21 protein-coding genes and 1 riboswitch are annotated in these 22,760 nt (G+C 61.2%); of the genes, 16 read left to right on the top strand and 5 right to left on the bottom strand.

Annotation, left to right across the window (positions count from 1 at the left end; translation table 11 throughout):
- The first annotated feature begins 34 nt into the window (after positions 1–34).
- Positions 35–709 (top strand): ATP-binding protein, encoded by a 675-nt coding sequence (locus tag ACB042_RS15640; RefSeq protein ID WP_371178713.1) that lies wholly within the window; start codon positions 35–37, stop codon positions 707–709.
- Positions 710–815: 106 nt separating this feature from the next.
- Positions 816–1,535 carry an acid phosphatase AphA gene (gene aphA, locus ACB042_RS15645; protein WP_371178692.1) on the top strand — a complete coding sequence of 240 codons (720 nt, stop codon included), beginning with the start codon at positions 816–818 and terminating at the stop codon, positions 1,533–1,535.
- 73 nt (positions 1,536–1,608) lie between these two features.
- Here aphA and ACB042_RS15650 read toward each other — a convergent pair whose 3' ends face one another.
- Positions 1,609–1,875, bottom strand: coding sequence for a hypothetical protein (locus ACB042_RS15650; protein WP_106844155.1), 267 nt, complete (start codon positions 1,873–1,875; stop codon positions 1,609–1,611).
- 169 nt (positions 1,876–2,044) lie between these two features.
- Here ACB042_RS15650 and ACB042_RS15655 point away from each other — a divergent pair, with 169 nt between their 5' ends.
- Entirely contained in the window at positions 2,045–2,866 is an 822-nt protein-coding gene (locus tag ACB042_RS15655) for an HDOD domain-containing protein (RefSeq protein ID WP_323930619.1), read from the top strand.
- 128 nt (positions 2,867–2,994) lie between these two features.
- Positions 2,995–3,492: a GNAT family N-acetyltransferase gene (locus tag ACB042_RS15660; protein ID WP_042081371.1), complete on the top strand. Its 498-nt coding sequence runs from the start codon at positions 2,995–2,997 to the stop codon at positions 3,490–3,492.
- A 155-nt stretch (positions 3,493–3,647) separates the two neighbouring features.
- Here the strand turns inward: ACB042_RS15660 and ACB042_RS15665 are convergent, their stop codons facing one another.
- Together ACB042_RS15665 and ACB042_RS15670 are read right to left on the bottom strand one after the other, a co-directional pair.
- On the bottom strand, positions 3,648–3,824 hold the full coding sequence (locus ACB042_RS15665) for a hypothetical protein (protein ID WP_005340085.1): 177 nt from the start codon (positions 3,822–3,824) through the stop codon (positions 3,648–3,650).
- A gap of 505 nt (positions 3,825–4,329) precedes the next feature.
- Positions 4,330–5,607, bottom strand: coding sequence for a sodium:proton antiporter (locus ACB042_RS15670; protein ID WP_021231596.1), 1,278 nt, complete (start codon positions 5,605–5,607; stop codon positions 4,330–4,332).
- A gap of 216 nt (positions 5,608–5,823) precedes the next feature.
- Here ACB042_RS15670 and metH point away from each other — a divergent pair, with 216 nt between their 5' ends.
- The gene (gene metH / locus ACB042_RS15675; protein ID WP_371178693.1) at positions 5,824–9,519 is read left to right on the top strand and encodes a methionine synthase; all 3,696 of its coding nucleotides are present in this window, start codon (positions 5,824–5,826) and stop codon (positions 9,517–9,519) included.
- Between the two features lie 231 nt (positions 9,520–9,750).
- Positions 9,751–10,647: a 30S ribosomal protein S6--L-glutamate ligase gene (gene rimK / locus ACB042_RS15680; protein ID WP_005340088.1), complete on the top strand. Its 897-nt coding sequence runs from the start codon at positions 9,751–9,753 to the stop codon at positions 10,645–10,647.
- A gap of 95 nt (positions 10,648–10,742) precedes the next feature.
- On the opposite strand, the gene ACB042_RS15685 is transcribed toward rimK, so the two are convergent.
- Positions 10,743–11,987 carry a sensor histidine kinase gene (locus ACB042_RS15685; protein WP_371178694.1) on the bottom strand — a complete coding sequence of 415 codons (1,245 nt, stop codon included), beginning with the start codon at positions 11,985–11,987 and terminating at the stop codon, positions 10,743–10,745.
- Complete coding sequence (locus ACB042_RS15690; protein WP_019446511.1) at positions 11,984–12,652, bottom strand: response regulator transcription factor; 669 nt, start codon at positions 12,650–12,652, stop codon at positions 11,984–11,986. The genes ACB042_RS15685 and ACB042_RS15690 overlap by 4 nt, the downstream gene beginning before the upstream one ends.
- Before the next feature lie 88 nt (positions 12,653–12,740).
- On the opposite strand from ACB042_RS15690, the gene ACB042_RS15695 reads away from it, so the two are divergent.
- The 10 genes from ACB042_RS15695 to thiS all read left to right on the top strand — a co-directional run bounded on the left by ACB042_RS15695 (position 12,741) and on the right by thiS (position 22,759).
- Complete coding sequence (locus ACB042_RS15695; RefSeq protein ID WP_201981781.1) at positions 12,741–13,163, top strand: hypothetical protein; 423 nt, start codon at positions 12,741–12,743, stop codon at positions 13,161–13,163.
- Positions 13,164–13,249: 86 nt separating this feature from the next.
- On the top strand, positions 13,250–13,735 hold the full coding sequence (locus tag ACB042_RS15700) for a hypothetical protein (RefSeq protein ID WP_236397984.1): 486 nt from the start codon (positions 13,250–13,252) through the stop codon (positions 13,733–13,735).
- Positions 13,736–13,995: 260 nt separating this feature from the next.
- Positions 13,996–15,459 carry an aerolysin AerA gene (gene aerA / locus ACB042_RS15705; protein ID WP_162850489.1) on the top strand — a complete coding sequence of 488 codons (1,464 nt, stop codon included), beginning with the start codon at positions 13,996–13,998 and terminating at the stop codon, positions 15,457–15,459.
- Between the two features lie 124 nt (positions 15,460–15,583).
- Positions 15,584–15,997 (top strand): DUF350 domain-containing protein, encoded by a 414-nt coding sequence (locus ACB042_RS15710; protein ID WP_371178695.1) that lies wholly within the window; start codon positions 15,584–15,586, stop codon positions 15,995–15,997.
- A gap of 7 nt (positions 15,998–16,004) precedes the next feature.
- Complete coding sequence (locus ACB042_RS15715; protein WP_139740285.1) at positions 16,005–16,553, top strand: DUF1190 domain-containing protein; 549 nt, start codon at positions 16,005–16,007, stop codon at positions 16,551–16,553.
- A 2-nt stretch (positions 16,554–16,555) separates the two neighbouring features.
- Positions 16,556–17,710: a glutathionylspermidine synthase family protein gene (locus ACB042_RS15720; protein WP_236397990.1), complete on the top strand. Its 1,155-nt coding sequence runs from the start codon at positions 16,556–16,558 to the stop codon at positions 17,708–17,710.
- A gap of 74 nt (positions 17,711–17,784) precedes the next feature.
- A riboswitch (TPP riboswitch) is annotated at positions 17,785–17,897 on the top strand.
- Positions 17,898–18,176: 279 nt separating this feature from the next.
- Positions 18,177–20,168, top strand: coding sequence for a phosphomethylpyrimidine synthase ThiC (thiC, locus tag ACB042_RS15725; RefSeq protein WP_371178696.1), 1,992 nt, complete (start codon positions 18,177–18,179; stop codon positions 20,166–20,168).
- A complete protein-coding gene (gene thiE, locus ACB042_RS15730) occupies positions 20,165–21,772 on the top strand; it encodes a thiamine phosphate synthase (protein ID WP_371178697.1) in 1,608 nt (535 codons plus the stop codon). The genes thiC and thiE overlap by 4 nt, the downstream gene beginning before the upstream one ends.
- Positions 21,762–22,556 (top strand): ThiF family adenylyltransferase, encoded by a 795-nt coding sequence (locus ACB042_RS15735; RefSeq protein ID WP_371178698.1) that lies wholly within the window; start codon positions 21,762–21,764, stop codon positions 22,554–22,556. Before thiE ends, ACB042_RS15735 begins: the two co-directional genes overlap by 11 nt.
- Complete coding sequence (gene thiS, locus ACB042_RS15740) at positions 22,553–22,759, top strand: sulfur carrier protein ThiS (protein ID WP_371178699.1); 207 nt, start codon at positions 22,553–22,555, stop codon at positions 22,757–22,759. The genes ACB042_RS15735 and thiS overlap by 4 nt, the downstream gene beginning before the upstream one ends.
- Position 22,760 lies beyond the last annotated feature (1 nt).

A 22,760-nucleotide genomic window follows, 5' to 3' on the forward strand; every position in this document is an offset into this window, starting at 1 on the left:
GGGGCAATCCGAATGCCCCGCTGACGGAGGAATGATGGAAAAGAAACGGGTATTGCTCTCCTGGAGCAGCGGCAAGGATTGCGCATGGGCACTGCATCAGTTGCGGCAAGATCCCGCCATTGAGGTGGTGGGGCTGTTTACCACCCTCAATCAGGCATTCGAGCGGGTGGCGATGCACGGGGTGCGCAAGCAGTTGTTGACCGAGCAGGCCGCCTGTGTCGGGCTGCCCCTCATCACCATCGATCTGCCCTGGCCCTGCAGCAACGAGGATTACGCCCGCATCATGACCGGCTTTATCGCCGATGTGATGGCACAGGGGATCCGCCATATGGCCTTTGGCGACTTGTTCCTCGAGGATGTGCGCGCCTACCGTGAAAAGCAGCTGGCAGGTACCGGCATCGAACCACTATTCCCGCTCTGGGGCAGCAATACCCGTGAACTGGCGCCGCAGATGGTGGCCGCTGGGTTGAAGGCGCGGATCAGTGCTCTCGACCCGAACAAGCTGGATGCCAGCCTGGGTGGCCATGACTTTGACGAGGCACTGCTGGCGGCGTTGCCGGAGGGGGTCGATCCGTGCGGCGAGAACGGCGAGTTTCACACCCTGGCCTATGATGGCCCCATGTTCTCCCGTCCGCTCGGCCTTCGGGTCGGCGAGACAGTGCTGCGCGACGGCTTTGTCTTTACCGATCTGCTGCCAATCGAAGATTAATTATCGGGCGTCAAATGCTCCCTTTTGCAGGAGCATTCACAGATTTGAAGGGCGGGATGGGGGCACTATTGGCCCCCTCTTTTGATTGAAGATGACAACCTGCCTTATGAAACACGTCTCTCGTCCGGCGCTGCTTGCCTCCTTGCTGGCTGCTGCCCTCTCTCTGCCTGCCGTCGCGGGTCAAGCCGCTACCGTTCAGCCGGTCCCTGCCGGTGTCACCACCGTCACTTTGGCCCAGCAGGCGCCGATTCACTGGGTGTCGGTGGAGCAGATTGCCAAAAGTCTGGATGGCCTGCCCCCGATGGCGGTCGGGTTTGATATCGACGATACCCTGCTCTTCTCCAGCCCGGGTTTTTATCGCGGCAAGCAGGAGTTCTCGCCCAACGACGAGAGCTATCTGAAGAACCCCGCCTTCTGGGAGAAGATGAACAATGGCTGGGATGCGTTCAGCATGCCGAAAGAGGTGGGTAAGGCGCTCATCGCCATGCATCTCAAGCGCGGTGACCACATCTATTTCGTCACCGGCCGCTCGGCTACCAAGACTGAAACCGTTAGCCAGACCTTGCAGCAGACCATGAATATTCCGGCCGACCAGCTCAATCCGGTGATCTTCGCCGGTGATCAGCCGGGCCAGAACACCAAGGTGCAGTGGCTCAAGGATAAGCAGATGAAGCTGTTCTACGGCGACGCCGATGGGGATATCAAGGCAGCGCAGGAGGTCGGCATTCGCGGCATTCGTCTGCTGCGGGCCGCCAACTCCAGCTATCGGCCACTGCCGTTGGCAGGGGCGCTGGGGGAAGAGGTGATCATCAACTCCCAGTTCTGATCCGGAGAGGATCCATGCAACAAGGGCGGGGCCATTGGCACCCGCCCTTTTTGCATCCGTTATCCAGTTCGGGTCAGTCGTCTGCCCACGGCATCTCGGGCAGGCTGTCGAGGAACTCGCCGTAACGGGCCAGATTGAAGGGGCCCTGATCGGCCTCCATTGCCATCAGCTCGGCCCCGAGGGCGCAGGCGATATATTGCAGCGCCTCTTCCCGCGGGGTGCCCTTCATTACCAGCCGCATCAGTGTCGCCTTCACATGGGGCGGGTGACCGTCGTTGAGCTGGTTCTCCACCATCTCCAGCAGCGCGTCTTCATCAAAAAATTCCTGAGTGTCGTTCATGGGATATCCGCAACAGTGAATGTGGCGGCCAGTATAGCCTGAATGTGACTAACACCTTGAATGGCCAGCGAATAAACAATCCGATGGGGAGGCCATTTGTTACCCATAATTAGGAGGAGTTTGCCAAGGCAAACAGGTTGGAACACAGATAACACGGATGGACACGCCTATGCCCACGATAGATTCCCTGCTGGCCGAGCCCAAGCTACTGCCCCAGATCCCGGAAGTGATGCGCGATTTGATCCAGACCTTCAATGAAAAGGATCCGGATCTGCTCAAGATCAGCAAGTTGATCAACAAGGACCCTGTCATCTCCGCCAAGTTGCTGCGGCTGGCCAACTCGGCCAAGTTCGGCAGCAGTCGCCAGATCGGCACCGTCAATGAGGCCGCGGTGCGGCTGGGGTTGGCGATGGTGCGCAACATGGTGCTGGCCTGCGGGCTCACCGAATCGGTCACTGCGGTGCCCGGCATTGACCTCAAACACTTCTGGGGCAGCGTGTTCAACGTGGCAGAGCTGGCCCGTCGTCTGGCGGTGAAGAAGGGGATGAAGGGGGATGAGGTCTTTACCTGCGCCCTGCTCTACGATCTCGGCCGCTTGGTGATGCATGTGGGCCTGCCGGAAAACACCGTCCACCACATTCACGATCTGGAATTGCACAAGGGGCGGGCCAAGGCGGAAGAGCTGGTGGTTGGCTTCAACTATGCCCAGGTCGGGGCGGCCATGGCACGCTACTGGAAGTTCCCCGAGACCATCAGCAATGCGGTGGAGTATCACTACAACCCCATGCTGGCCAAGGAGTTCTCTCCCGAGGCTGGGTTGATCCATCTGGCGATCGTACTGGCAGCACAATCCGATGTGGGTGAAGAGGCGCCACCCGAGTGGCCCCACAAGGTGGCAGACGCGTTGGGGCTGAACTGGGCCGATTGCGCCGCCCAGTTCACTGCACTGCGCGAGCAGGGTAATGGCTATGCCGGATTGCTGGCCGCCTGAGCCCGTATATTCCATCTCATCAGGGGCCAACGCGGCCCCTTTTTCATGGCCGATGGCGCCACAAGCTTGCCAGCTCGGGAGTGACGGGGCACTCTTTGCCCTTCACTTTCCGTTTGAGAGCCCTTGCCATGATTGCCTCCTCCCGCCTGATCCTGCGCGAAATGATCGCCACCGATGCCCCCTTCATCCTTGAGCTGCTCAATGACGGCGACTTTTATCGTTACATCGGTGATCGGGGCATTCGCACCCTGGAGCAGGCGCAGGAGTATATCCAGCAGGGGCCGGCGGTCAGCTATGCCCGCTATGGTCACGGGCTCTATCTGGTGGAGCGTAAGGAGGACGGTGTCAGCCTCGGTATTTGCGGCCTGATCAAGCGCGATACCCTGGAGCAGGTCGATATCGGTTACGCCTTCCTGCCGCAATATCGCGGTCAGGGCTACGCCATTGAAGCGGCGCAGGCCGCCCTTGCCGATGGCAAAAGCCGGTTGGGGATCGGGCAGGTAGTTGCCATCGTCACTCCGGGCAACGAGCGATCCATCGGCCTGTTGGCCAAGCTGGGGCTGGTGCGCAGTCGACTGGTCAAGTTGAGCGAAGATGCCGATGAGTGTCTGCTGCTGGAGCAGTGATCAGGGTCAGAGAGCTGGAAAGCGAATGGCGAGGTGGCTGTCAGGCTGAGTGACAAGCAAGAGCCCGGGTCTGGCTAAAGTCGTGAGAGAGAAGCAAAGAGGCCGCCGTGAGTTGCGGCCTGTCTGCATCGGGCGCTGCCGGAGGGCAGGCAGGATCAGTTGAGGTCTTCGATGGAGAACTCGCCAGCGATCCCATCACAGGAGATGGCGAAACCGCCGCTGAAGCGGGTGCTGAACTGGATCAGAAACGCATCATTGTCGTGCTCTTGCACAGGCAGGTTGATGGGCTTGCTACGACGCAGGGGCTTGTGTGTTTGTACTGCTTTCATCATGGTATTTCTCTATATAAATTAGGTGTTTGCTCCTTGTATTGGCAAATGTCAGGTCAATGGGCGCGGTCGATTGGGTGAACGACAAGCGCGCAGGAATACCCAGCCCGGTTAAGGGGCGTCTGCACTTTCAAGGAATATGCTGATGCATAAATCAAATTGGGTGGGCAGATCGGGTCTGCACCGTGAGAGCCGGGCAACGCAGGCAGACAGCCTGACGGTTCTCAAGGCGAGTAAATCAGAAGAAGGTTATGCGGGTACTGACAGGATTCATCGTGAGGTGAAGCATTGCAGGGCAAACATAAACAGGCTGATTAACTAGCCGACGCGCATTCTCTCCTCGAAATGAATAAAAAGCAAACAATAATTTGCCGATGTTGAAGCCAGTACGCTTTTCCTCTGTGTAATCAAGGTGCTATCAGCAGCAAATATTCGCAACTATCCGCCATAAAAAGAGGGCTCCCGACGGGAGCCCTCTCTCATTCTGCAATCAGCACAGTGGGCCGACTCAGTAGTCGCCACAGGCCTTCTTGGCAGCCGTGATCATCGGGGTGATGGTCATGCCTTGCACCACGATGGAGAACATCACCACCGAGTAGGTCATCACCAGGATGACCTGACGCAGGTCGACGCCATGTTCCGGGATCATCATGACGCCGGAGGGGAGTGCCAGTGCCATCGCCATCGCCAGACCACCGCGCAGGCCACCCCAGGTGAGGATCCGCACCGAGAAGGTGTTGTAATTGCGGAATCGGCGGAAAGCCACATAGGGCAGCGACACGCTGATAAAGCGGGCACCCAGGCAGAGCGGCACCGCAATGACCAGCAGGATCCAGTCACGCCAGGCGAGATCCAGCAGTACCAGCGCCAGACCGATCAGCAGGAACAGCAGGGCGTTGAGGAACTGGTCCATCAACTCCCAGAAGTGATCCAGGTGATGGCTGCTCTGCTCGGAGAAGCCGGAGTGACGGGTCCAGTTGCCGATCATGATGCCGGTGACCACCATGGCCAGTGCGCCGGAGACGCCGATCATGTTGGCAAAGGCAAAACCGGCGGTCGGGATGCAGAGGGTCAGCAGCAGCTCCAATGAACCGTCATCGGTGGCGCTGATCATCACGTGAGCGATGAGGCCCAGCACGGCGCCAAACAGGATGCCACCGAGGGCTTCGTGCAGGAACAGACCGGCCACGCTACCGAAGGTGGGCTCGACACCGCCAAAGGCGACGGCAAACACGGTAGCGAAGATGACGAGGCCAACACCGTCGTTGAACAGGGATTCCCCTTCGATCTGGATGGCGATCTGGGGTGGCGCTTTCATCTTCTTGACGATGGCCAGTACGGCAATCGGGTCAGTGGGGGAGATCAGCGCGCCGAACAGCATGCAGTAGACCAGCGGCAACTCCCAGCCCAGCAGCTTGGCGATAAACCAGAAGCCGTAGCCGATGAGGAAGGTGGAGAGCAGAGTGGCAATGATGGCCAGAATGGTGATCTCCCACTTCTGGCTACGCAGCGCCTTGAGGTTGATGCCAAGGCCACCGGCGAACAGCAGGAAGCCCAGAATCCCCTTCAGCAGGAAGTTCTGGAAGTCGATGCTCTCCATGGTCTTGACGGCAAGAGGTTCCAGATTGAACCAGCCCAGTTTGCCAAACAGCACCAGCAGTGCGGAGATCAGCATGGAGCCCGCAGTAATGGCGATGGTGGTCTGGATCTTCACAACATACTGGTTGGCAAAGGCGATAAAAATCGCCAACGCTGCCAGAAAACAGAGTGTGTAGTAGACGCTCATAGTTATTTTTTTCTCGTTGGTAGACAGCAAGCACGTATCCCTATGCAGGACGGGCATAGGTTACTCTCGGGCCCTATGTTACTCATTACCCATAAATGAGTATATGGTGGCGCATTTGGACTGATAGACGGCTAGATTTCCATTTTATTTGTTTGCTGTTAGGATGCTGTTTACGCAGTTGCATGGATGTAAGAGGAACACGCGGTGTCGAACGTAATGTCGAGCAGAGAGCCGAGCAAGCAGTCGGACGTAACAAAGAAGCTGGAAGCCTGCCTCAGGGAGCGGATCCTGATCATCGACGGGGCCATGGGCACCATGATCCAGGGCTACAAGCTGGGGGAGGCGGATTATCGGGGTGAGCGGTTTGCCGACTGGCATACCGACATCAAGGGCAACAACGATCTGCTGGTGCTGACCCGTCCGGCGGTGATCCGCGAGATCCACGAGCAGTATTGCGCTGCCGGGGCCGACATTCTCGAGACCAACACCTTCAACGCCACTCGCATCGCCATGGCCGATTACGAGATGGAAGCGTTTTCCGCCGAGATCAACCGTGAAGCCGCCCGTCTGGCCCGCGCCGTGGCAGACGAGTGGACGGCAAAAGATCCCGCCAAGCCGCGTTTCGTAGCTGGGGTGTTGGGCCCCACCAACCGCACCGCTTCCATCTCGCCGGATGTGAACGATCCCGGCAAGCGCAACGTCACCTATGACCAGCTGGTGGCCGCCTACACCGAATCGACCCATGCCCTGATCGAGGGCGGCGCCGACATCATTCTGATCGAGACCATCTTCGATACCCTCAACGCCAAGGCCGCCGCCTTCGCGGTGGAAGGGGTGTTCGAGGCGCTGGGCTACAGCCTGCCGGTGATGATCTCCGGCACCATTACCGATGCCTCCGGCCGAACCCTCTCCGGCCAGACCACCGAAGCTTTCTATCACTCGTTGCGCCACGTCAAACCGGTGTCGTTCGGCCTCAACTGTGCGTTGGGACCCGATGAGCTGCGCCAGTATGTGGAGGAGCTGTCGCGCATCAGCGAATCCTGCGTCAGCGCCCACCCCAACGCCGGTCTGCCCAATGCGTTCGGCGAGTACGACCTCGATGCGGGTGAGATGGCAGAGCATATCCGCGAGTGGGCCCAAAGCGGCTTTCTCAATCTGGTCGGTGGCTGCTGTGGCACCACCCCGACCCATATCCGCGCCATGGCGGACGCCGTGGCGGGCATCAAGCCGCGTGTGCTGCCCGAGCTGCCGGTGGCCTGCCGCCTGTCGGGTCTTGAGCCGCTGATCATTACCCCTGAATCCATGTTCGTGAACGTGGGGGAGCGCACCAACGTTACCGGTTCGGCCAAGTTCAAGCGGCTGATCAAGGAGGGGCTCTACGACGAGGCGCTCGATGTTGCCAAGCAGCAGGTAGAGAACGGCGCCCAGATCATCGACATCAACATGGACGAGGGGATGCTGGACGCCGAAGCGGCCATGGTGCGCTTCCTCAACCTCATCGCCGGTGAGCCGGATATCGCCCGGGTGCCTGTGATGATCGACTCCTCCAAGTGGGAGGTGCTGGAAGCGGGCCTCAAGTGCGTGCAGGGCAAGCCGGTGGTCAACTCCATCTCTATGAAAGAGGGGGAGGAGAAGTTCATTCAGCAGGCGAAACTGCTGCGCCGCTACGGCGCCGCCGTCATCGTGATGGCGTTCGATGAGGTGGGGCAGGCCGACACCCGCGCCCGCAAGTTCGAGATCTGCCAGCGTGCCTACCGGATCCTGGTGGATCAGGTCGGTTTCCCGCCGGAAGACATCATCTTCGATCCCAACATCTTCGCGGTGGCGACCGGCATCGACGAGCACAACAACTACGCGGTGGACTTCATCGAGGCGGTGAAGGACATCAAAACGCACCTGCCTCACGCCATGATCTCTGGCGGCGTCTCCAACGTCTCGTTTTCGTTTCGTGGCAACGAGCCGGTGCGCGAAGCCATTCACGCCGTCTTCCTCTACCACGCCATCAAGAACGGTATGGACATGGGGATCGTCAACGCCGGCCAGCTCGCCATCTATGAAGACATTCCGTCGGAGTTGAAAGAGAAGGTCGAGGCGGTGGTGCTCAACCTCAATGACAACGCCACCGAAGAGCTGCTGGCCATCGCCGAGAAGTATCGCGGAGCCGGTGCCCAGGCGGAGGACCCGCGGGATCAGGAGTGGCGTAGCTGGCCTGTGGGCAAGCGGCTGGAGCACGCGCTGGTCAAGGGGATCACCGACTTTATCGAAGAGGATACCGAAGAGGCGCGCGCTGGCGCCGAGAAGCCGCTGCACGTCATCGAAGGGCCGCTGATGGATGGCATGAACGTGGTCGGCGACCTGTTCGGCGCCGGCAAGATGTTCCTGCCGCAGGTGGTGAAATCGGCCCGGGTGATGAAGCGGGCGGTGGCCTACCTGCAGCCCTATATCGAGGCGGAAAAATCGGGCGGCTCCAGCAATGGCAAAATCGTGCTGGCCACCGTCAAGGGTGATGTGCACGACATAGGCAAGAACATCGTCGGGGTGGTGCTGCAGTGCAACAACTTCGAGATTGTCGACCTCGGGGTCATGGTCTCCTGCGAGACCATTCTCAAGACTGCGCGGGAGGTCGGCGCCGATATCATCGGGTTGTCGGGTCTCATCACCCCGTCGCTGGACGAGATGGTGCACGTGGCCAAGGAGATGGAGCGTCAGGGCTTCAAGCTGCCGCTGCTGATCGGCGGTGCCACCACCTCCAAGGCCCACACTGCGGTGAAGATCGAGCAGAATTACTCGGAGCCTGTGGTCTATGTCTCCAACGCCTCCCGTGCGGTGGGGGTGGCCCAGAGCCTGCTCAGCCCGGATCTCAAGGAGGCGTTTGTCGCCCGCATCGACAAGGAGTACGAGATCGCCCGGGATCAGCATGCCCGCAAGCAGCCGCGCTCCCGCCCGGTCAGTCTGGCCCATGCCCGCGCCAACCGGCATCAGCTGGATTGGGTTGGCTACCAGCCACCCAAGCCCCGCGAGCTCGGGGTGCAGAAGTTCGAAGATGTGGCCATTTCGGTGTTGCGCCCATACATCGACTGGACGCCGTTCTTCCTCAGCTGGGAGCTGGCGGGCAAGTATCCGCGCATCCTCGAGGACGAGATCATTGGCGAGGAGGCGACCAAGCTGTTTGCCGACGCCAACGCCATGCTGGACCAGCTGGAAAAGGATCAGAGCGTGCGCTGCGCCGGGGTGGTCGGCCTGTTCCCGGCCAACGCGGTAGGGGACAGCATCGAGGTCTACAGCGACGAGTCCCGCACCGAGGTCATCAAGGTGTTGCACCACCTGCGCCAGCAGAGCGAAAAGCAGGGCTTCCCCAACTACTGTCTGGCGGACTATGTGGCGCCGAAAGAGAGCGGCAAGCCCGACTGGATCGGCGCCTTCGCGGTGACCGGCGGTATCGGTGAGGAGGCCATCGCCAAGGCCTACAAGGCGCAGCACGATGACTACAATGCCATCCTTATTCAGGCGGTGTGCGACCGTCTGGCCGAAGCCTTTGCCGAGTATCTGCATGAGCAGGTGCGCAAGGTTCATTGGGGTTATGCTCCCGACGAGGCCCTCAGCAACGAAGAGTTGATCCGCGAGAACTATCAGGGTATCCGCCCGGCCCCCGGTTATCCGGCCTGCCCGGAGCACACCGAGAAGGGGAGCATCTGGGAGCTGCTGGAGGTGGAGCAGGCTATCGGCATGCAGCTCACCGAATCCTACGCCATGTGGCCGGGGGCGGCGGTGTCGGGCTGGTACTTCTCCCATCCCGAGAGCAAATACTTCGCGGTGGCGCAGATCCAGCAAGATCAGGTGGAAGATTACGCCGTTCGCAAGGGGATGACGCTGGCCGAGGCCGAGCGCTGGTTGGGGCCAAACCTGAACTGACTCCCGCGTGACACCGGTTGATCTTTAACGAGAAACGGCGGCATCCTTGCACGGGTTGAACAACCTGCGCAGAGCCGCCGTTTAACCTGTTGGTCACAGTGACAGGGTAGAGTGCTGTTTGGTGTGGTTTGTCTTGTTGTCAGGATAAACAATTGGCGTTGTCTTGGCGCTGTGGCACCTTATACTCTCCCGCCCCATCCTGCCCAGGCACAGCCTTCTAGCGGAATTGTCATGAAGATCGCCATTTTATCCCGTGAGCCGAAAAACTACTCCACCCGCCGTCTGGTCGAGGTGGCACAGGCGCGCGGTCATCAGGTAGAGGTGCTCGACACCCTGCGCTGCTATATGAATATCGCTTCCCACAACCCCTCCATTCACTACGAGGGTGGGGAGCTGGGAAGCTATGACGCCGTGATCCCGCGGATCGGGGCCAGCATTACCGCCTACGGCACCGCCGTGCTGCGCCAGTTCGAGATGATGAACACCATGGCCCTCAACAGCTCGGTGGCCATCAGCCGTTCTCGCGACAAGCTGCGGGCGATGCAACTGCTCTCCCGCCATGGCATCGGCCTGCCCATCACCGGCTATGCCCACAGCACCCACGACGTACCCGACCTCATCACCATGGTGGGCGGGGCGCCGCTGGTGGTGAAGCTGCTGGAGGGAACCCAGGGGATTGGCGTGGTGCTCTGCGAGACTCAGAAGGCCGCCGAAAGCGTGATCGAGGCCTTTATCCAGACCAACAACAACATTCTGGTGCAGGAGTATATCCGCGAGGCCAATGGCGCCGATATCCGCTGTCTGGTGGTCAACGGCAAGGTGGTTGCCGCCATGCGCCGCCAGGCCCAGCCGGGAGAGTTTCGCTCCAACCTGCACCGTGGCGGCACTGCCGAGGCGATCAAGATCACCCCGGAAGAGCGCGCCACCGCCGTGCAGGCCGCCAAGATCATGGGGCTGGATGTGGCGGGGGTGGATATCCTGCGTAGCGCCCGCGGCCCGCTGGTGCTGGAGGTCAACTCCTCCCCCGGCCTGCAAGGGGTGGAAGCCGCCTCCGGCAAGGATGTGGCTGGCAAGATCATCGAGTTCCTCGAACTCAAGGCGAGCCGCAAGAACAAACCGGCGGAGTGAGCCTTAGGCTTGCATCTGTCAGATAGCAACAGGGCGCCCTCGGGCGCCTTGTTGCTATCTGGCTGGTGGGTTGGCGGTGCCACTGCGCCCTCACCCTAATCCTCTCCCAAAGGGAGAGGGAACTCTCCGGCGGCAATCATCGCCAGCCGGGCGCTAAATACGCCATCCTCGAGCCGGGTGTCGATCTGCCAGCCCAGCTTCTCGCAGATACGCTGGATGATGGTGAGGCCACAGCCGTAGCCGAGGATCTGATCCGGCGCCGCTGCCGTCGGGTTGCTGATGGTGAGCACCGGGCCGCACAGCTCGATGTCGATATGTCCCTCGGCATAGCTCAGGGCATTTTTCAGCAGGTTGCCGAGGGCGATGGCGAGCAGGGAGAGGGGGGCATTTACTTCGCTGCTCTCATCCAGATTAAGCCGGATATCGAGGGCCTCCCGCTGCAACAGCGAGGCGAGGCGGGCCAGCTCCTGACGGATCAGCGGGGTGACCTGCTGCAGCGGTCGCTCCACTGCCTCCTTGCGGCCCAGCAGCAGGAAGGTCTCGGTGAGCAGCGCCATCTCGTCGGCGGCGGCGCGGATGCGGGTGGTGGCGCGGGCCGCTGGCGCGGGCAGATCCGTCACCTTGCCGAGCAGGGCCGCCGAGCCCTGGATCACCATGTTGGGGGTGCGCAGCTCGTGGCTGGTGAAGCGGCTGAACTCCTGCTCGCGAGCAAACACTGCGCTCACCTCCTGCTTGCCGGCCAGCAGCGCCAGCTCGATGTCCCGCAGCTCCTGCCAGGGGGCATCGGGCTCGAAATCCGCCTGATCCGGGGTGAGGTGGGCAACCCTCTGTTGCAGCCGTTGCAGCGGCCCCGTGATATGGCGCACCAGCCAGATGCCGAAGCCGAGGCAGCCCAGCAGCAGGGTCACCCCGATCAGTCGGGTCGCCAGATGCAGCTTGTCTTCGTAGGGGTCGAGGTAGTCGTCAGCGTCGTCGTTGAAGACCAGATAGAGCAGTCCCTCGCCGGAGGGGTGGCGGGCCACCAGAAAGTGTTTGTCCTCCTTGCCCAGTTGGTGCTCGAAAAAGCCGGGGGTCTGGTAGGGCTTCAGCCATTTCGGCAGGCGGCCCGACTCGGTCCAGTAGCTGGAGAACTGTCTGGGGCTTGGGGCGGCGGCGGCCGGGCCGAGTCGCAGCCAGTCATCGCTGTAGCGGGTCACTTCGGCTTCCAGCCAGTGGCGCAGGCTCAGCTCCTCCATCTTGTCCTCGGCCACCAGCATCAGGCCGGAGAGCAGGATCAGCAGCACCACCCCGGCGCCGCCGAGCGCCATGATCAGGCGGCGGCGCAGGCTCGGCAGGCTCATGCGCTCACCAGTCGGTAGCCCTGGCCGTGCAGGGTCTCCAGCATGGGAGTGGGGAAGGGTTTGTCGAGCGCGTTGCGCAGGGCGTAGATATGGCTGCGCAGGGCATCGGAGTCGGGCTCCTCATCTCCCCAGACGGTGTCGAGCACCTCCTGACGGCTGACGATGGCGGGGGCGCGGCGGGCCAGCAGGGCGAGGATTTGGAACGGGATCTTGCCGAGCTTGAGGGGCTCACCGGCGCGGGTGGCGCGGCCGCTGGCGACATCGACCGTCAGATCGCCAAAGCTGATGGCCCCCACATCGCCGCGCGGGCCACGCAGGCTCAGAGCTTGTAGCCGCACCTCCAGCTCCTCCATGGCGAACGGCTTGACCAGATAGTCATCCCCTCCCGCCTTGAAGCCTGCCAGCTTGTCTTCCAGGCTGTCGCGGGCGGTGAGAAACAGCACGGGAGTGGCAATCCCCTGCTCGCGCAGGCGCGCCACCGTGCTGAGGCCATCGAGGCGCGGCATCATCACATCCATGATGATGACGTCGAAACGCTGCTCCTCCAGCAGTTGCAGCGCCGCCTGACCGTGATAGGCACAATCGAGGCGGTGACCGGCCAGCTCCAGATAATCCATGATGGTTTCCGCCACCTGAGGATTGTCTTCCACAACCAAAATCTTCATGCTTTGCTCTCCTGGTTGGCGAGCGTTTCACGCTCTTTTCACACCGGATTCGGCATCCTGTTTGCCAGTGTAACCCCGAGGATCCCTGATGAAGAAGTCTCTCTGCGCCCTCCTGCTGTTGATCTTGTTGCCACTTGGCACCGCACAGGCGACCGAATTCAAACTGACCGGCCGCACCACCTGGCAGCTTGGCCAGTTGATGGTCAACGGCATGCCGTTCGTGATCGATGACCAGACCCGCTTCAAGGATTGGCTCAACGAGGATGATCTCGGCGGCACCTGGGTCGAGATGAAGGGGGTGGTGGAGAGCGGCGTGCGCTATGTACGCAAGGTCGAAGCCCTCGACGAAGATGACAAGGACGAGATGGATCTGGAGGGGCCGGTGGAAGGGGGGCGGATCTGGGGCTACACCACCTCGGATAACAGTCTGGCGCCGTTTGAAGGGCGCTGGCTCGAGCTGGAGTGCAAGTTTGACGGCATGCGCCTGAGCCGCTGTCGCGAGGATGACTGATCCGATCTCTGCGTTCCGATTAGAAATGCTCCCGAATGAAGCCCATGCTTGTCCAGCATGGGCTTTTTGTTCAGGGACGAACGAAGATGGAACAATCGAGAAAGTGGTGTGCATGGATGCTGGGTGTGCCGCTCTGGGCGGCGCAGGCGGGAGCCGACGAATTGTGGCTGGTGGAGCTGGAGCACAGCGACGGCATCCGCCTGCAATTTCAGGGGGCCGAAGTGGAGCTGGGCAGTGCCGCCATCTGGCGGCAGGGGGAGATTTGGCCACAGCCACTCAAACCCGGCGACCAGCTCGCCCTGCTGGTGGCAGATGGCGTTGCCACCCGGATCGAGCTGCTGGCCGCCAGAGCCCCGCTGGCCAATCAGCCCTGGCAGCGAGCGCAAGATCGCCTGCAATCCTTCGATGATCGGCAGCTCACGCTGGCCACCCTGGGCACTGTGCCACTCAATCCGCAGGTGCGCTGGGTCAACGGTTCCGCCGCCGATCTGCATGCCGGGAGCGAGCTGGTATTGATCCGTTCGGCGGATGGAATATTGCAGGGAATTGAAGTGATCAATCCGGAAGAGTAATTCAGTATCTTCTTATTTAATATGGTTTCACCATATTGTGGCAGCCATTAAATAATGACTGTCACAATATTTATGATTTATTCCTCAATAAAGTCATCGCTCTAATTATTTTCCTGTATCACCATTATTTTGTTTGTCATGGATGTTTTTTGGTGGTTTATTTTATTTGTGTCAGGTTTTGTCGGAGTCCATACCTGTCAAATGAAAAAGGATATTTCTACACAATAACAATTATCGTATGTCTGAAAGAGGGATAAATGATGAATAGAATAATTACCGCCAATCTGGCGTTTTTGGCGTCTTCATTGATGCTCGCTCAGGTGCAGGCGGCTGAACCTGTCTACCCTGATCAGGTCAAGTGGGCGGGTCTTGGGACGGGCGTCTGTGCCAGTGGTTATCGTCCTCTGACCCGCGATGAAGCCATGAGTATCAAGGGTAATCTGGTCAGCCGCATGGGGCAGTGGCAGATCACCGGGCTGGCGGATCGCTGGGTGATTATGGGGCCGGGATATAATGGCGAAATCAAACAGGGCACTGCCGGAGAAACCTGGTGTTATCCCAACTCACCAGTTTCCGGAGAAATACCAACACTCTCTGACTGGAATATTCCGGCGGGTGATGAGGTCGATGTGCAATGGCGGCTTGTCCATGATAATGATTATTTTATCAAACCGGTCAGTTATCTCGCCCATTATTTGGGATACGCTTGGGTGGGTGGAAATCATAGCCCCTATGTCGGGGAAGATATGGATGTTACCCGGGTTGGCGATGGCTGGCTGATAAAGGGGAATAATGACGGCGGCTGCTCCGGATATCGTTGCGGGGAGAAGAGCTCCATCAAGGTAAGCAACTTCTCATATACCCTGGAACCCGACTCCTTCAGCCATGGTCAGGTCACCGAGAGCGGCAAGCAGCTGGTCAAGACCATCACGGCCAATGCGACCAACTACACCGACCTGCCCCAGCAGGTGGTGGTGACCCTGAAGTACGACAAGGCCACCAACTGGTCGAAGACCGATACCTACAGCCTGAGCGAGAAGGTGACCACCAAGAACAAGTTTCAGTGGCCGCTGGTGGGGGAAACCGAACTGGCCATCGAGATCGCTGCGAGCCAGAGCTGGGCCTCCCAGAAAGGGGGTTCGACGACCGAGACCGTCTCGGTTGAAGCGCGCCCGACGGTGCCGCCTCACTCCAGCCTGCCGGTGCGGGTTGCCCTCTACAAGTCCAACATCTCCTACCCCTACGAGTTCAAGGCCGAGGTCAATTATGACCTGACCATGAAGGGCTTCCTGCGTTGGGGCGGCAATGCCTGGTATACCCATCCTGAGAATCGCCCGACCTGGGAGCACACCTTTGCCGTCGGCCCGTTCCGCGACAAGGCGAGCAGCATCCGCTACCAGTGGGACAAGCGTTATATCCCGGGTGAAGTGAAGTGGTGGGACTGGAACTGGACCATCAGCGAGTATGGTTTGTCGACCATGCAGAATAACCTGGGTCGTGTGCTGCGCCCGATCCGTTCGGCAGTGACCGGTGACTTCTATGCCGAGAGCCAGTTTGCCGGCGATATCGAAATCGGTCAGCCCCAGACCCGTTCCGCGGCCTCTGCCCAGTTGCGTAACGCCTCTGCTGAAGGTGTGGCTCTGACCGGTGTGGATCTGGATCAGGAGGCCCTTGCCAACGAAGGGTTTGGCAATGTCAGTCTGACGGTGACTCCTGCCTATTGACCCAAGGGGTAAATCCCCTTGGCGGGGGGACCCTGTTTTCGTATCCGCCGTTCTCAAGGGGCCCATTGTGGTCCCTTTTTCCTTTCATTATGATGTCGACTCTTTTTGTCACAGGAACTGTGAGATGCTCTCCCAATTGCTCGGCTCCTTGAGTGGGCTGCTCCCCTTTATCGCCTACTTTCTGCTGGCCATGGCGCAGCTGGCGACCTTCATTCGCCTCTATACTTGGCTGACGCCACACCACGAATTTGCCCTGATCCGTTCGGGTAATCCGGCTGCTGCCACCGCGTTTGGCGGCGCGCTGATTGGCTTTGCGCTGCCCTTGGCCAGTGCAATCAGTCACTCTCTCTCCCTGCTCGATTGCGCCATCTGGGGCGCGATTGCCCTGCTGGTGCAGGTTGCCGCGTTTCGGGTAATGCAACGCTGGCTCACCGACCTGAGCGAACGGATCTCCCGTGGGGAGATGGCTGGCGCCATTTTGCTGGCTGCTGCGTCCCTGTCGGTGGGGCTGCTCAACGCTGCCTGCATGACCTACTGAGGATCCCATGAAGAGCAGCAACAAGCGAAGTAGCCAGGTCGCACTGGTCATGATGGTGCCGACAGCCTCCCTCTGGCTGCAGGGGTGCAACGAACGCCCCGAGCTGGCCTATGTCTACACCTCGGTCGAGACATGTGTCGCTGTCCCAGGTAATGATCCGGCTCGGTGCCAGCTGGCCTTTGCAGAGGCCCGCAGTCGCCACCTCCTGCGGGCGCCCCGTTATCCTGACCGGGTGGAGTGTGAGGCGGATTTTGGCGCAGGAGGGTGTGAGGATAAGGTGCCGCGGATGAGGGGGATTCTGACCAGCGGCGTTGCCATCGGAACAGACCCTCTCCCCGGGATCCCGACCCAGCCGCTCTATCAACGTACAGATGAGCCTTATGCGCTGCGCACCGCTCAGGGAACACGCTTGCCCGCAGGCAGTAGCCTGGTTCGGGTCTGCCAGAGTGCGGTGACACTGGAGCCCGCCTTACAAGTACGGCGTGGTGGCTTCGGTGGAGAAGCTGCGCGGCGAGCCAACTTCTGCCATAGCAATAGCTACAGCAGCGGAGGTTAAAGATGGAGCGCATTTCCTTACCCGAACGTCCGGATTGGCGCGAACGGGCTGCCGAGCTTGGTTTCGAGTTTCACACCTTCGATGGGGAGCCCTATTGGGATGAGAGCGCTTGCTATCGCTTCACCCTTTCGCAGATAGAGGATGATCTGGAGGCGCCCACCGAGGAACTGCATCAGATGGCCCTCTCGCTGGTCTCAAAGATAGTGGGCAGCGAAGAGTTGCTGACCCGACTCGATATTCCCGAATACTGCTGGCCCGCACTGGAGGCCTCATGGCGACGTCGGGATCCCCATCTCTATGGTCGGCTGGATCTCGCCTATAACGGGCATGGGCCCGCCAAGCTGCTGGAGCTTAACTACGACACCCCCACCTCCCTTTATGAGTCGGGTTTTTTTCAGTGGATCTGGCTGGAGGATCAGCTGCATAGCGGTGTGCTACCAGCCGGAGTCGATCAGTTCAACTCCCTGCAGGAGAAGCTGTACGGCGCCTTCGCGGCCCGTGGCAATCGTGGCCCTTTGCACTTCACCTGCGTGGGCGAGAACCTGGAAGACAGGGGGAACCTCGACTACCTCATCGATATCGCCCTGCAGGCTGGTTGTGATGCCCGTTTTGTGGATCTGGAGGATATCGGCGAGCTGCAGGGCCAGCTGGTGGATCTGGGCAACGAGCCGATCCACGAGATATTCAAGCTTTACCCTTGGGAGTTCATGGTGCGCGAGCCATTTGGCCAGACGCTGCTCACAAGCCAGACCCGCTTTATCGAGCCAGCCTGGAAGATGATTCTCTCCAACAAGGGGATGTTGCCCCTGTTGTGGCAGGCCTTTCCTGACCATCCCAACCTGCTGCCCGCTTTTTTTGATCCCGATCCCGCTAGTCAGATGGCGCCGGGTTGGGTACGTAAGCCTCTCTATTCACGAGAGGGGGCCAATATCGAGCTGATGGATTATCAGGGTATGCGCTTGCATGAGCCAGGCCCATACAACGACTCGGGTTATGTGCTTCAGGCCTTTCACCCCTTACCCTGCTTTGCTGGCAGTTACACCTTGATCGGCAGCTGGGTGGTCGGCGATGCGGCGGCTGGCATTGGCATTCGCGAGGATGCGACCCTGATCACCAAAGACAGCTCCCGTTTCCTGCCCCATATCATCCTCGACTAGCCTTAGACCCCAAGGGGAGCAAGAGGTCGACTTTGTTAACGGCTTGTGCTTTAGATTTTCCCCCTTATACTGGCGCCATCTTGTCGGAGTGCTGACCGTCGAACGACGCGAAGCTGAGACCGTTAATTCGGGATCCGTGGAACCTGATCAGGTTAAAACCTGCGAAGGGAACAAGGGTAACTTGCGGGTTACCGCGCCGGAGGAGGAACAAGCCTCTTCCGCTCATCGAAGGGGTAACCCTGATGGGTCAGGGCGCACAGGAGGGAGTCTGTCCCGTCCGGTTGTCCAGCACGTGGGGCGCCTTGCCCACAGCATGCAGATAGCGGGAAGCGGCAGAACAGCAGCGCGGAGATCCATCCCGCACGCACTCCCTCCCGAGATAAACACCCCGCCGCAAGTTCATCTTCTCCTCGAACTCCAGACAAGCAAATACCCATAACTTCAACCAGTTAATGTGAGTTTTGCTATGTCTACTTCTGTATCTGATACCGCCAAATCCAGCCGCCGCGAGCAGCGCTCCAGCGCCCAGGCCTTTATCGACAGCCTCAAAGGGATGGCTCACCCCAACTCCCGGCGCATCTTTATCGAAGGCTCTCGCGCCGATATCCGGGTACCCCTGCGGGAGATCCAACTGGCCGACACCTTCGTCGGCGGCACCAAAGAAAATCCCCAATTCGAGCCCAACGAGCCGGTGCCGGTCTACGACACCTCGGGCCGTTACGGGGAGGAGGGGGGCGCCATCGACGTGCGCCGCGGTCTGCCGCGCCTGCGGGAGAACTGGGTGCTGGAGCGGGATGATACCGACGAACTGCCGGGGCTCAGCTCCACCTTCACTCAGGAGCGGCTGGCCGACGAGGGGCTGGATCACCTGCGCTTCGAGCATCTGCCGAAACCGCGCCGTGCCAAGCCAGGCCGCCGGGTCACCCAGCTGCACTACGCCCGCGCCGGTATCGTCACCCCCGAGATGGAATTTATCGCCATTCGCGAGAACATGGGGCGCGAGCGGGTGCGCTCCGAGCTCCTGCGCACCCAGCATCCGGGCCGCGATTTTGGTGCCCGCCTGCCCCAGAACATCACCCCCGAGTTTGTGCGCGATGAGGTGGCCGCCGGTCGCGCCATCATCCCCAGCAACATCAACCACCCGGAAGCGGAGCCGATGATCATCGGCCGCAATTTTCTGGTGAAGATCAACGCCAACATCGGCAACTCGGCGGTCACCTCCAGCATCGAAGAGGAGGTGGAGAAGCTGGTCTGGTCGACCCGCTGGGGCGCCGACACCGTGATGGATCTCTCCACCGGTCGCTACATCCACGAGACCCGCGAGTGGATCCTGCGCAACAGCCCTGTCCCCATCGGTACCGTGCCCATCTATCAGGCGCTGGAGAAGACCAACGGCATCGCCGAGGATCTCACCTGGGAGCTGTTCCGCGACACCCTGCTGGAGCAGGCCGAGCAGGGGGTGGACTACTTCACCATCCATGCCGGCGTCCTGCTGCGTTTCGTGCCGATGACCGCCAAGCGCCTCACCGGCATCGTGTCGCGCGGTGGCAGCATCATGGCCAAGTGGTGCCTCTCCCACCACAAGGAGAACTTCCTCTACCAGCACTTCCGCGAAATCTGCGAGATCTGCGCCGCCTATGATGTGGCGTTGTCGCTGGGCGACGGTCTTCGTCCGGGCTCCGTCTATGACGCCAACGACGAGGCTCAGTTCGCCGAGCTGCGCACCCTGGGCGAGCTCACCAAGATTGCGTGGGAGTATGACGTGCAGGTGATGATCGAGGGGCCGGGTCACGTGCCGATGCACATGATCGAGCGCAACATGACCGAGCAGCTTGAGCACTGTCACGAGGCGCCGTTCTATACGCTGGGCCCGCTCACCACCGACATCGCCCCGGGTTACGATCACTTCACCTCCGGCATCGGTGCGGCGCTGATCGGCTGGTACGGCTGCGCCATGCTCTGCTACGTCACCCCCAAGGAGCATTTGGGGCTGCCCAACAAGGAGGATGTGAAGCAGGGGCTGATTACCTACAAGATCGCCGCTCACGCCGCCGATCTGGCCAAGGGGCATCCGGGTGCCCAAATCCGCGACAACGCCATGTCCAAGGCACGCTTCGAGTTCCGCTGGGAGGATCAGTTCAATCTGGCCCTCGACCCCGACACCGCCCGTGCCTACCACGATGAGACCCTGCCGCAGGAGTCCGGCAAGGTGGCCCACTTCTGCTCCATGTGCGGGCCCAAGTTCTGCTCCATGAAGATCACTCAGGACGTGCGCGATTACGCGGCGAAACTCGAGGCCGTGGAGATCAAGCTGGTCGGCATGGATGGCCAGCAGGAGCAGGTAGTGGCTCAGGTGGAGAGCGGCATGGCCCGCATGGCCGAGACTTTCAAGGAGACCGGCGGCGAGATCTACCATCAGGCGGCGGCGCTGAAACAGGCTGCAGGGGAGGAGGCGTGAGCAGCGCAAGCGGGGCTGTCAGCCCCGCCGATCTGTCGCCTGTGACCGACTCTCGCCCTGTGGTCTGGACCATCGCCGGTTCCGACTCCGGCGGTGGCGCCGGTATTCAGGCCGACTTGCACACATTGCACGACCTCGGCGTGCACGGCTGCTCGGTCATCTCCGCCATTACCGCCCAGAACTCGGTGGCGGTGAAGATGGTCGACCCTGTGCTGATGCAGACCTTCACCGCCCAGATCGACGCCCTTGGCGTCGATCTGCCGCCCGCCGCCATCAAGATCGGCCTGCTGCCGACCCGGCTCCATGTGGAGGTGCTGGCCCGCCGACTGGCGGCCACCCCGGCCCCCTTCGTGGTCTACGACCCGGTGGCTATTGCCAGCAGCGGCACCCCGATGGCGGAGCCCAATATGCTGGAAGCGGTGCGCGAGCAGCTGTTGCCACGTCTGTCGCTCATCACCCCCAACGGCCCCGAACTGGAAGCCCTGACCGGCATTCCTGCGACCAGCCCTGTGCTGGTGCGCTTCGCCGCCCAGCGGCTGCGCGAACTCGGTGCCCGCGCCGTGCTGGTCAAGGGCGGTCATCTGGAGTGGAGCGGTGAGCTCTGCCTCGACTACTACCAGGACGAGACCCGCGAATTCTGGCTGGCGGCGCCGCGCCTGAATACCCGCCATGGCCACGGCACCGGTTGTTGTTACGCCAGCGCCATCGCCGCTGTGGTGGCGCAGGATTATCCGGTGGAGGACGCCATCACCCTGGCGCGAGCCTACCTGCAACAGGGGTTGGCTGCAGCGCAGGGAGTGGGCGCAGGCCCGGGCCCCATCGCCCATCTCGGCTGGCCAGCCGATCTTGCCCACTTCCCCCGCGCCGTCTTGGCGGGATCAACCCTCGATCGCCGCTTCGGACTTTATGAAACAAGCATCGCCCGCCTGCCGGATGGCCCCTTTGCCGCCACCGAGCACAATCTCGGCCTCTATCCGGTGGTGGATTCGGTCAAGTGGCTGCGCCGCCTGCTGGGGCAGGGGGTCAAGACCATCCAGCTGCGGATCAAGGATCTGCCCGCCGCAGAGGTGGCGCCGGCTATTCGTGATGCGGTAGATCTTGGTCGCCGCCATGGGGCGCGGCTCTTTATCAACGACTACTGGCAGCAGGCCATCGAGGCGGGCGCTTGGGGCGTACATCTGGGGCAGGAGGATATGGAGACCGCCGATCTCGCCGCCATTCAGGCGGCCGGGCTACGCCTTGGCATCTCCACCCACGGCTACTTCGAGCTGATGCGAGCCCGCGAGCTGGCTCCCTCCTATATGGCGCTGGGTCATATCTTCCCGACCAATACCAAGGCGATGCCTTCACGCCCGCAGGGGCTGGTGCGGCTGCATCGCTACCGCGCCCTGATGTGTGACTGGCCGACGGTGGCCATCGGCGGCATCAGCGAGGAGCGGGTGGCGGCGGTCAAGGCAAGCGGGGTCGGCAGTATCGCGCTGGTCTCGGCTATCACGGCCAGCGACGACTGGCAGGGGGCGACCGAACGGCTGCTCGCGGCCGTGGGGGCGGGGGATGAGCCGCGCTCGGCCACCGTTATACGGGAGGCAGAACATGCGCTCTGATGCCGCTTCTCTTAGTGACAAAGAGTATCTGCGCTACGGCCGCCAGCTGATGCTGGCGGAAGTCGGTGAAGAAGGGCAGGCACGGCTGAAAGATAAGTCTGTGCTGATCGTCGGCCTCGGCGGGCTTGGCTCGCCGCTCGCCCTCTATCTGGCCGGGGCCGGGGTCGGTACCTTGTGGCTGGCCGATGGGGATACGGTGGATTCCAGCAACTTGCCGCGCCAGATCCTGTTCGATAGCGAGGCGGTCAACCACTCCAAGGCGGAGCTGGCCCGCGAGCGGTTGGTTGCCCACAACCCGCTGGTGGAGCTGATTGCCATCAACCAGCGGCTCGATGCCGACAGCCTGCCGGAGTTTGTGGCCGAGGTCGATCTGGTGATCGACTGCTGCGACAACCTCGCCACCCGCCATGCCATCAACGCCGCCTGCGTGGCTCAGGGCAAGCCCTGGATCTCCGCCGCCGCAGTGGGTTGGCAGGGGCAGCTGATGGTGCGTACCAGCTCGGAGCACGCCTGTTACGCCTGCCTCTATCCGCTGGATACCAAGCTCGCCCAGAGCTGCGAGACCAGCGGCGTCACCGGCCCGCTGGTGGGGGTGATGGGCTCCTTGCAGGCGCTGGAGGCACTGAAACAGCTGCTCGGGATGCCGAGCCCGGTCGCTGGCACATTGCGCCGCTTCGATGCCCTGACCCATCAGTGGCAGACCCTCACTTTGTCCCCCGATCCCGATTGCCCGGTTTGCGGGCAGCGCCGATGCCCGACACACGATAAGGAGATCACCCCATGACCTTGACCATTCGACTCAACGATAAAGCCCAGTCGCTGGCGGCAGGGCAGAGTGTGGCCGACCTGCTGGCGGCGCAAGGGGTCAACCCCCAAGGGGTTGCTGTGGCCCTTAACGGCTCCGTGTTGCCCCGTGGCCGCTGGGCTGAGACCCGTCTCAATGACGGAGACGAACTCCATCTCTTCACCGCCATTGCGGGAGGCTGAC

Origin of the sequence: Aeromonas sp. S13(2024), from assembly GCF_041402405.1 — a bacterium.
Lineage (GTDB): Bacteria > Pseudomonadota > Gammaproteobacteria > Enterobacterales > Aeromonadaceae > Aeromonas > Aeromonas veronii.

Excerpts from the sequence above, each read along its gene's own strand:
- ACB042_RS15710 (WP_371178695.1), top strand. The coding sequence starts at position 15,584 with ATGCTCTCCCAATTGCTCGGCTCCTTGAGTGGGCTGCTCCCCTTTATC.
- ACB042_RS15735 (WP_371178698.1), top strand. The coding sequence starts at position 21,762 with ATGCGCTCTGATGCCGCTTCTCTTAGTGACAAAGAGTATCTGCGCTAC.
- ACB042_RS15685 (WP_371178694.1), bottom strand. The coding sequence starts at position 11,987 with ATGAGCCTGCCGAGCCTGCGCCGCCGCCTGATCATGGCGCTCGGCGGC.
- aerA (WP_162850489.1), top strand. The coding sequence starts at position 13,996 with ATGAATAGAATAATTACCGCCAATCTGGCGTTTTTGGCGTCTTCATTG.
- ACB042_RS15640 (WP_371178713.1), top strand. The coding sequence starts at position 35 with ATGGAAAAGAAACGGGTATTGCTCTCCTGGAGCAGCGGCAAGGATTGC.
- thiC (WP_371178696.1), top strand. The coding sequence starts at position 18,177 with ATGTCTACTTCTGTATCTGATACCGCCAAATCCAGCCGCCGCGAGCAG.
- rimK (WP_005340088.1), top strand. The coding sequence starts at position 9,751 with ATGAAGATCGCCATTTTATCCCGTGAGCCGAAAAACTACTCCACCCGC.
- ACB042_RS15715 (WP_139740285.1), top strand. The coding sequence starts at position 16,005 with ATGAAGAGCAGCAACAAGCGAAGTAGCCAGGTCGCACTGGTCATGATG.
- ACB042_RS15655 (WP_323930619.1), top strand. The coding sequence starts at position 2,045 with ATGCCCACGATAGATTCCCTGCTGGCCGAGCCCAAGCTACTGCCCCAG.
- ACB042_RS15695 (WP_201981781.1), top strand. The coding sequence starts at position 12,741 with ATGAAGAAGTCTCTCTGCGCCCTCCTGCTGTTGATCTTGTTGCCACTT.
- ACB042_RS15650 (WP_106844155.1), bottom strand. The coding sequence starts at position 1,875 with ATGAACGACACTCAGGAATTTTTTGATGAAGACGCGCTGCTGGAGATG.
- ACB042_RS15720 (WP_236397990.1), top strand. The coding sequence starts at position 16,556 with ATGGAGCGCATTTCCTTACCCGAACGTCCGGATTGGCGCGAACGGGCT.
- ACB042_RS15690 (WP_019446511.1), bottom strand. The coding sequence starts at position 12,652 with ATGAAGATTTTGGTTGTGGAAGACAATCCTCAGGTGGCGGAAACCATC.
- ACB042_RS15660 (WP_042081371.1), top strand. The coding sequence starts at position 2,995 with ATGATTGCCTCCTCCCGCCTGATCCTGCGCGAAATGATCGCCACCGAT.
- thiS (WP_371178699.1), top strand. The coding sequence starts at position 22,553 with ATGACCTTGACCATTCGACTCAACGATAAAGCCCAGTCGCTGGCGGCA.
- ACB042_RS15665 (WP_005340085.1), bottom strand. The coding sequence starts at position 3,824 with ATGATGAAAGCAGTACAAACACACAAGCCCCTGCGTCGTAGCAAGCCC.
- ACB042_RS15670 (WP_021231596.1), bottom strand. The coding sequence starts at position 5,607 with ATGAGCGTCTACTACACACTCTGTTTTCTGGCAGCGTTGGCGATTTTT.
- aphA (WP_371178692.1), top strand. The coding sequence starts at position 816 with ATGAAACACGTCTCTCGTCCGGCGCTGCTTGCCTCCTTGCTGGCTGCT.
- ACB042_RS15700 (WP_236397984.1), top strand. The coding sequence starts at position 13,250 with ATGGAACAATCGAGAAAGTGGTGTGCATGGATGCTGGGTGTGCCGCTC.
- metH (WP_371178693.1), top strand. The coding sequence starts at position 5,824 with ATGTCGAGCAGAGAGCCGAGCAAGCAGTCGGACGTAACAAAGAAGCTG.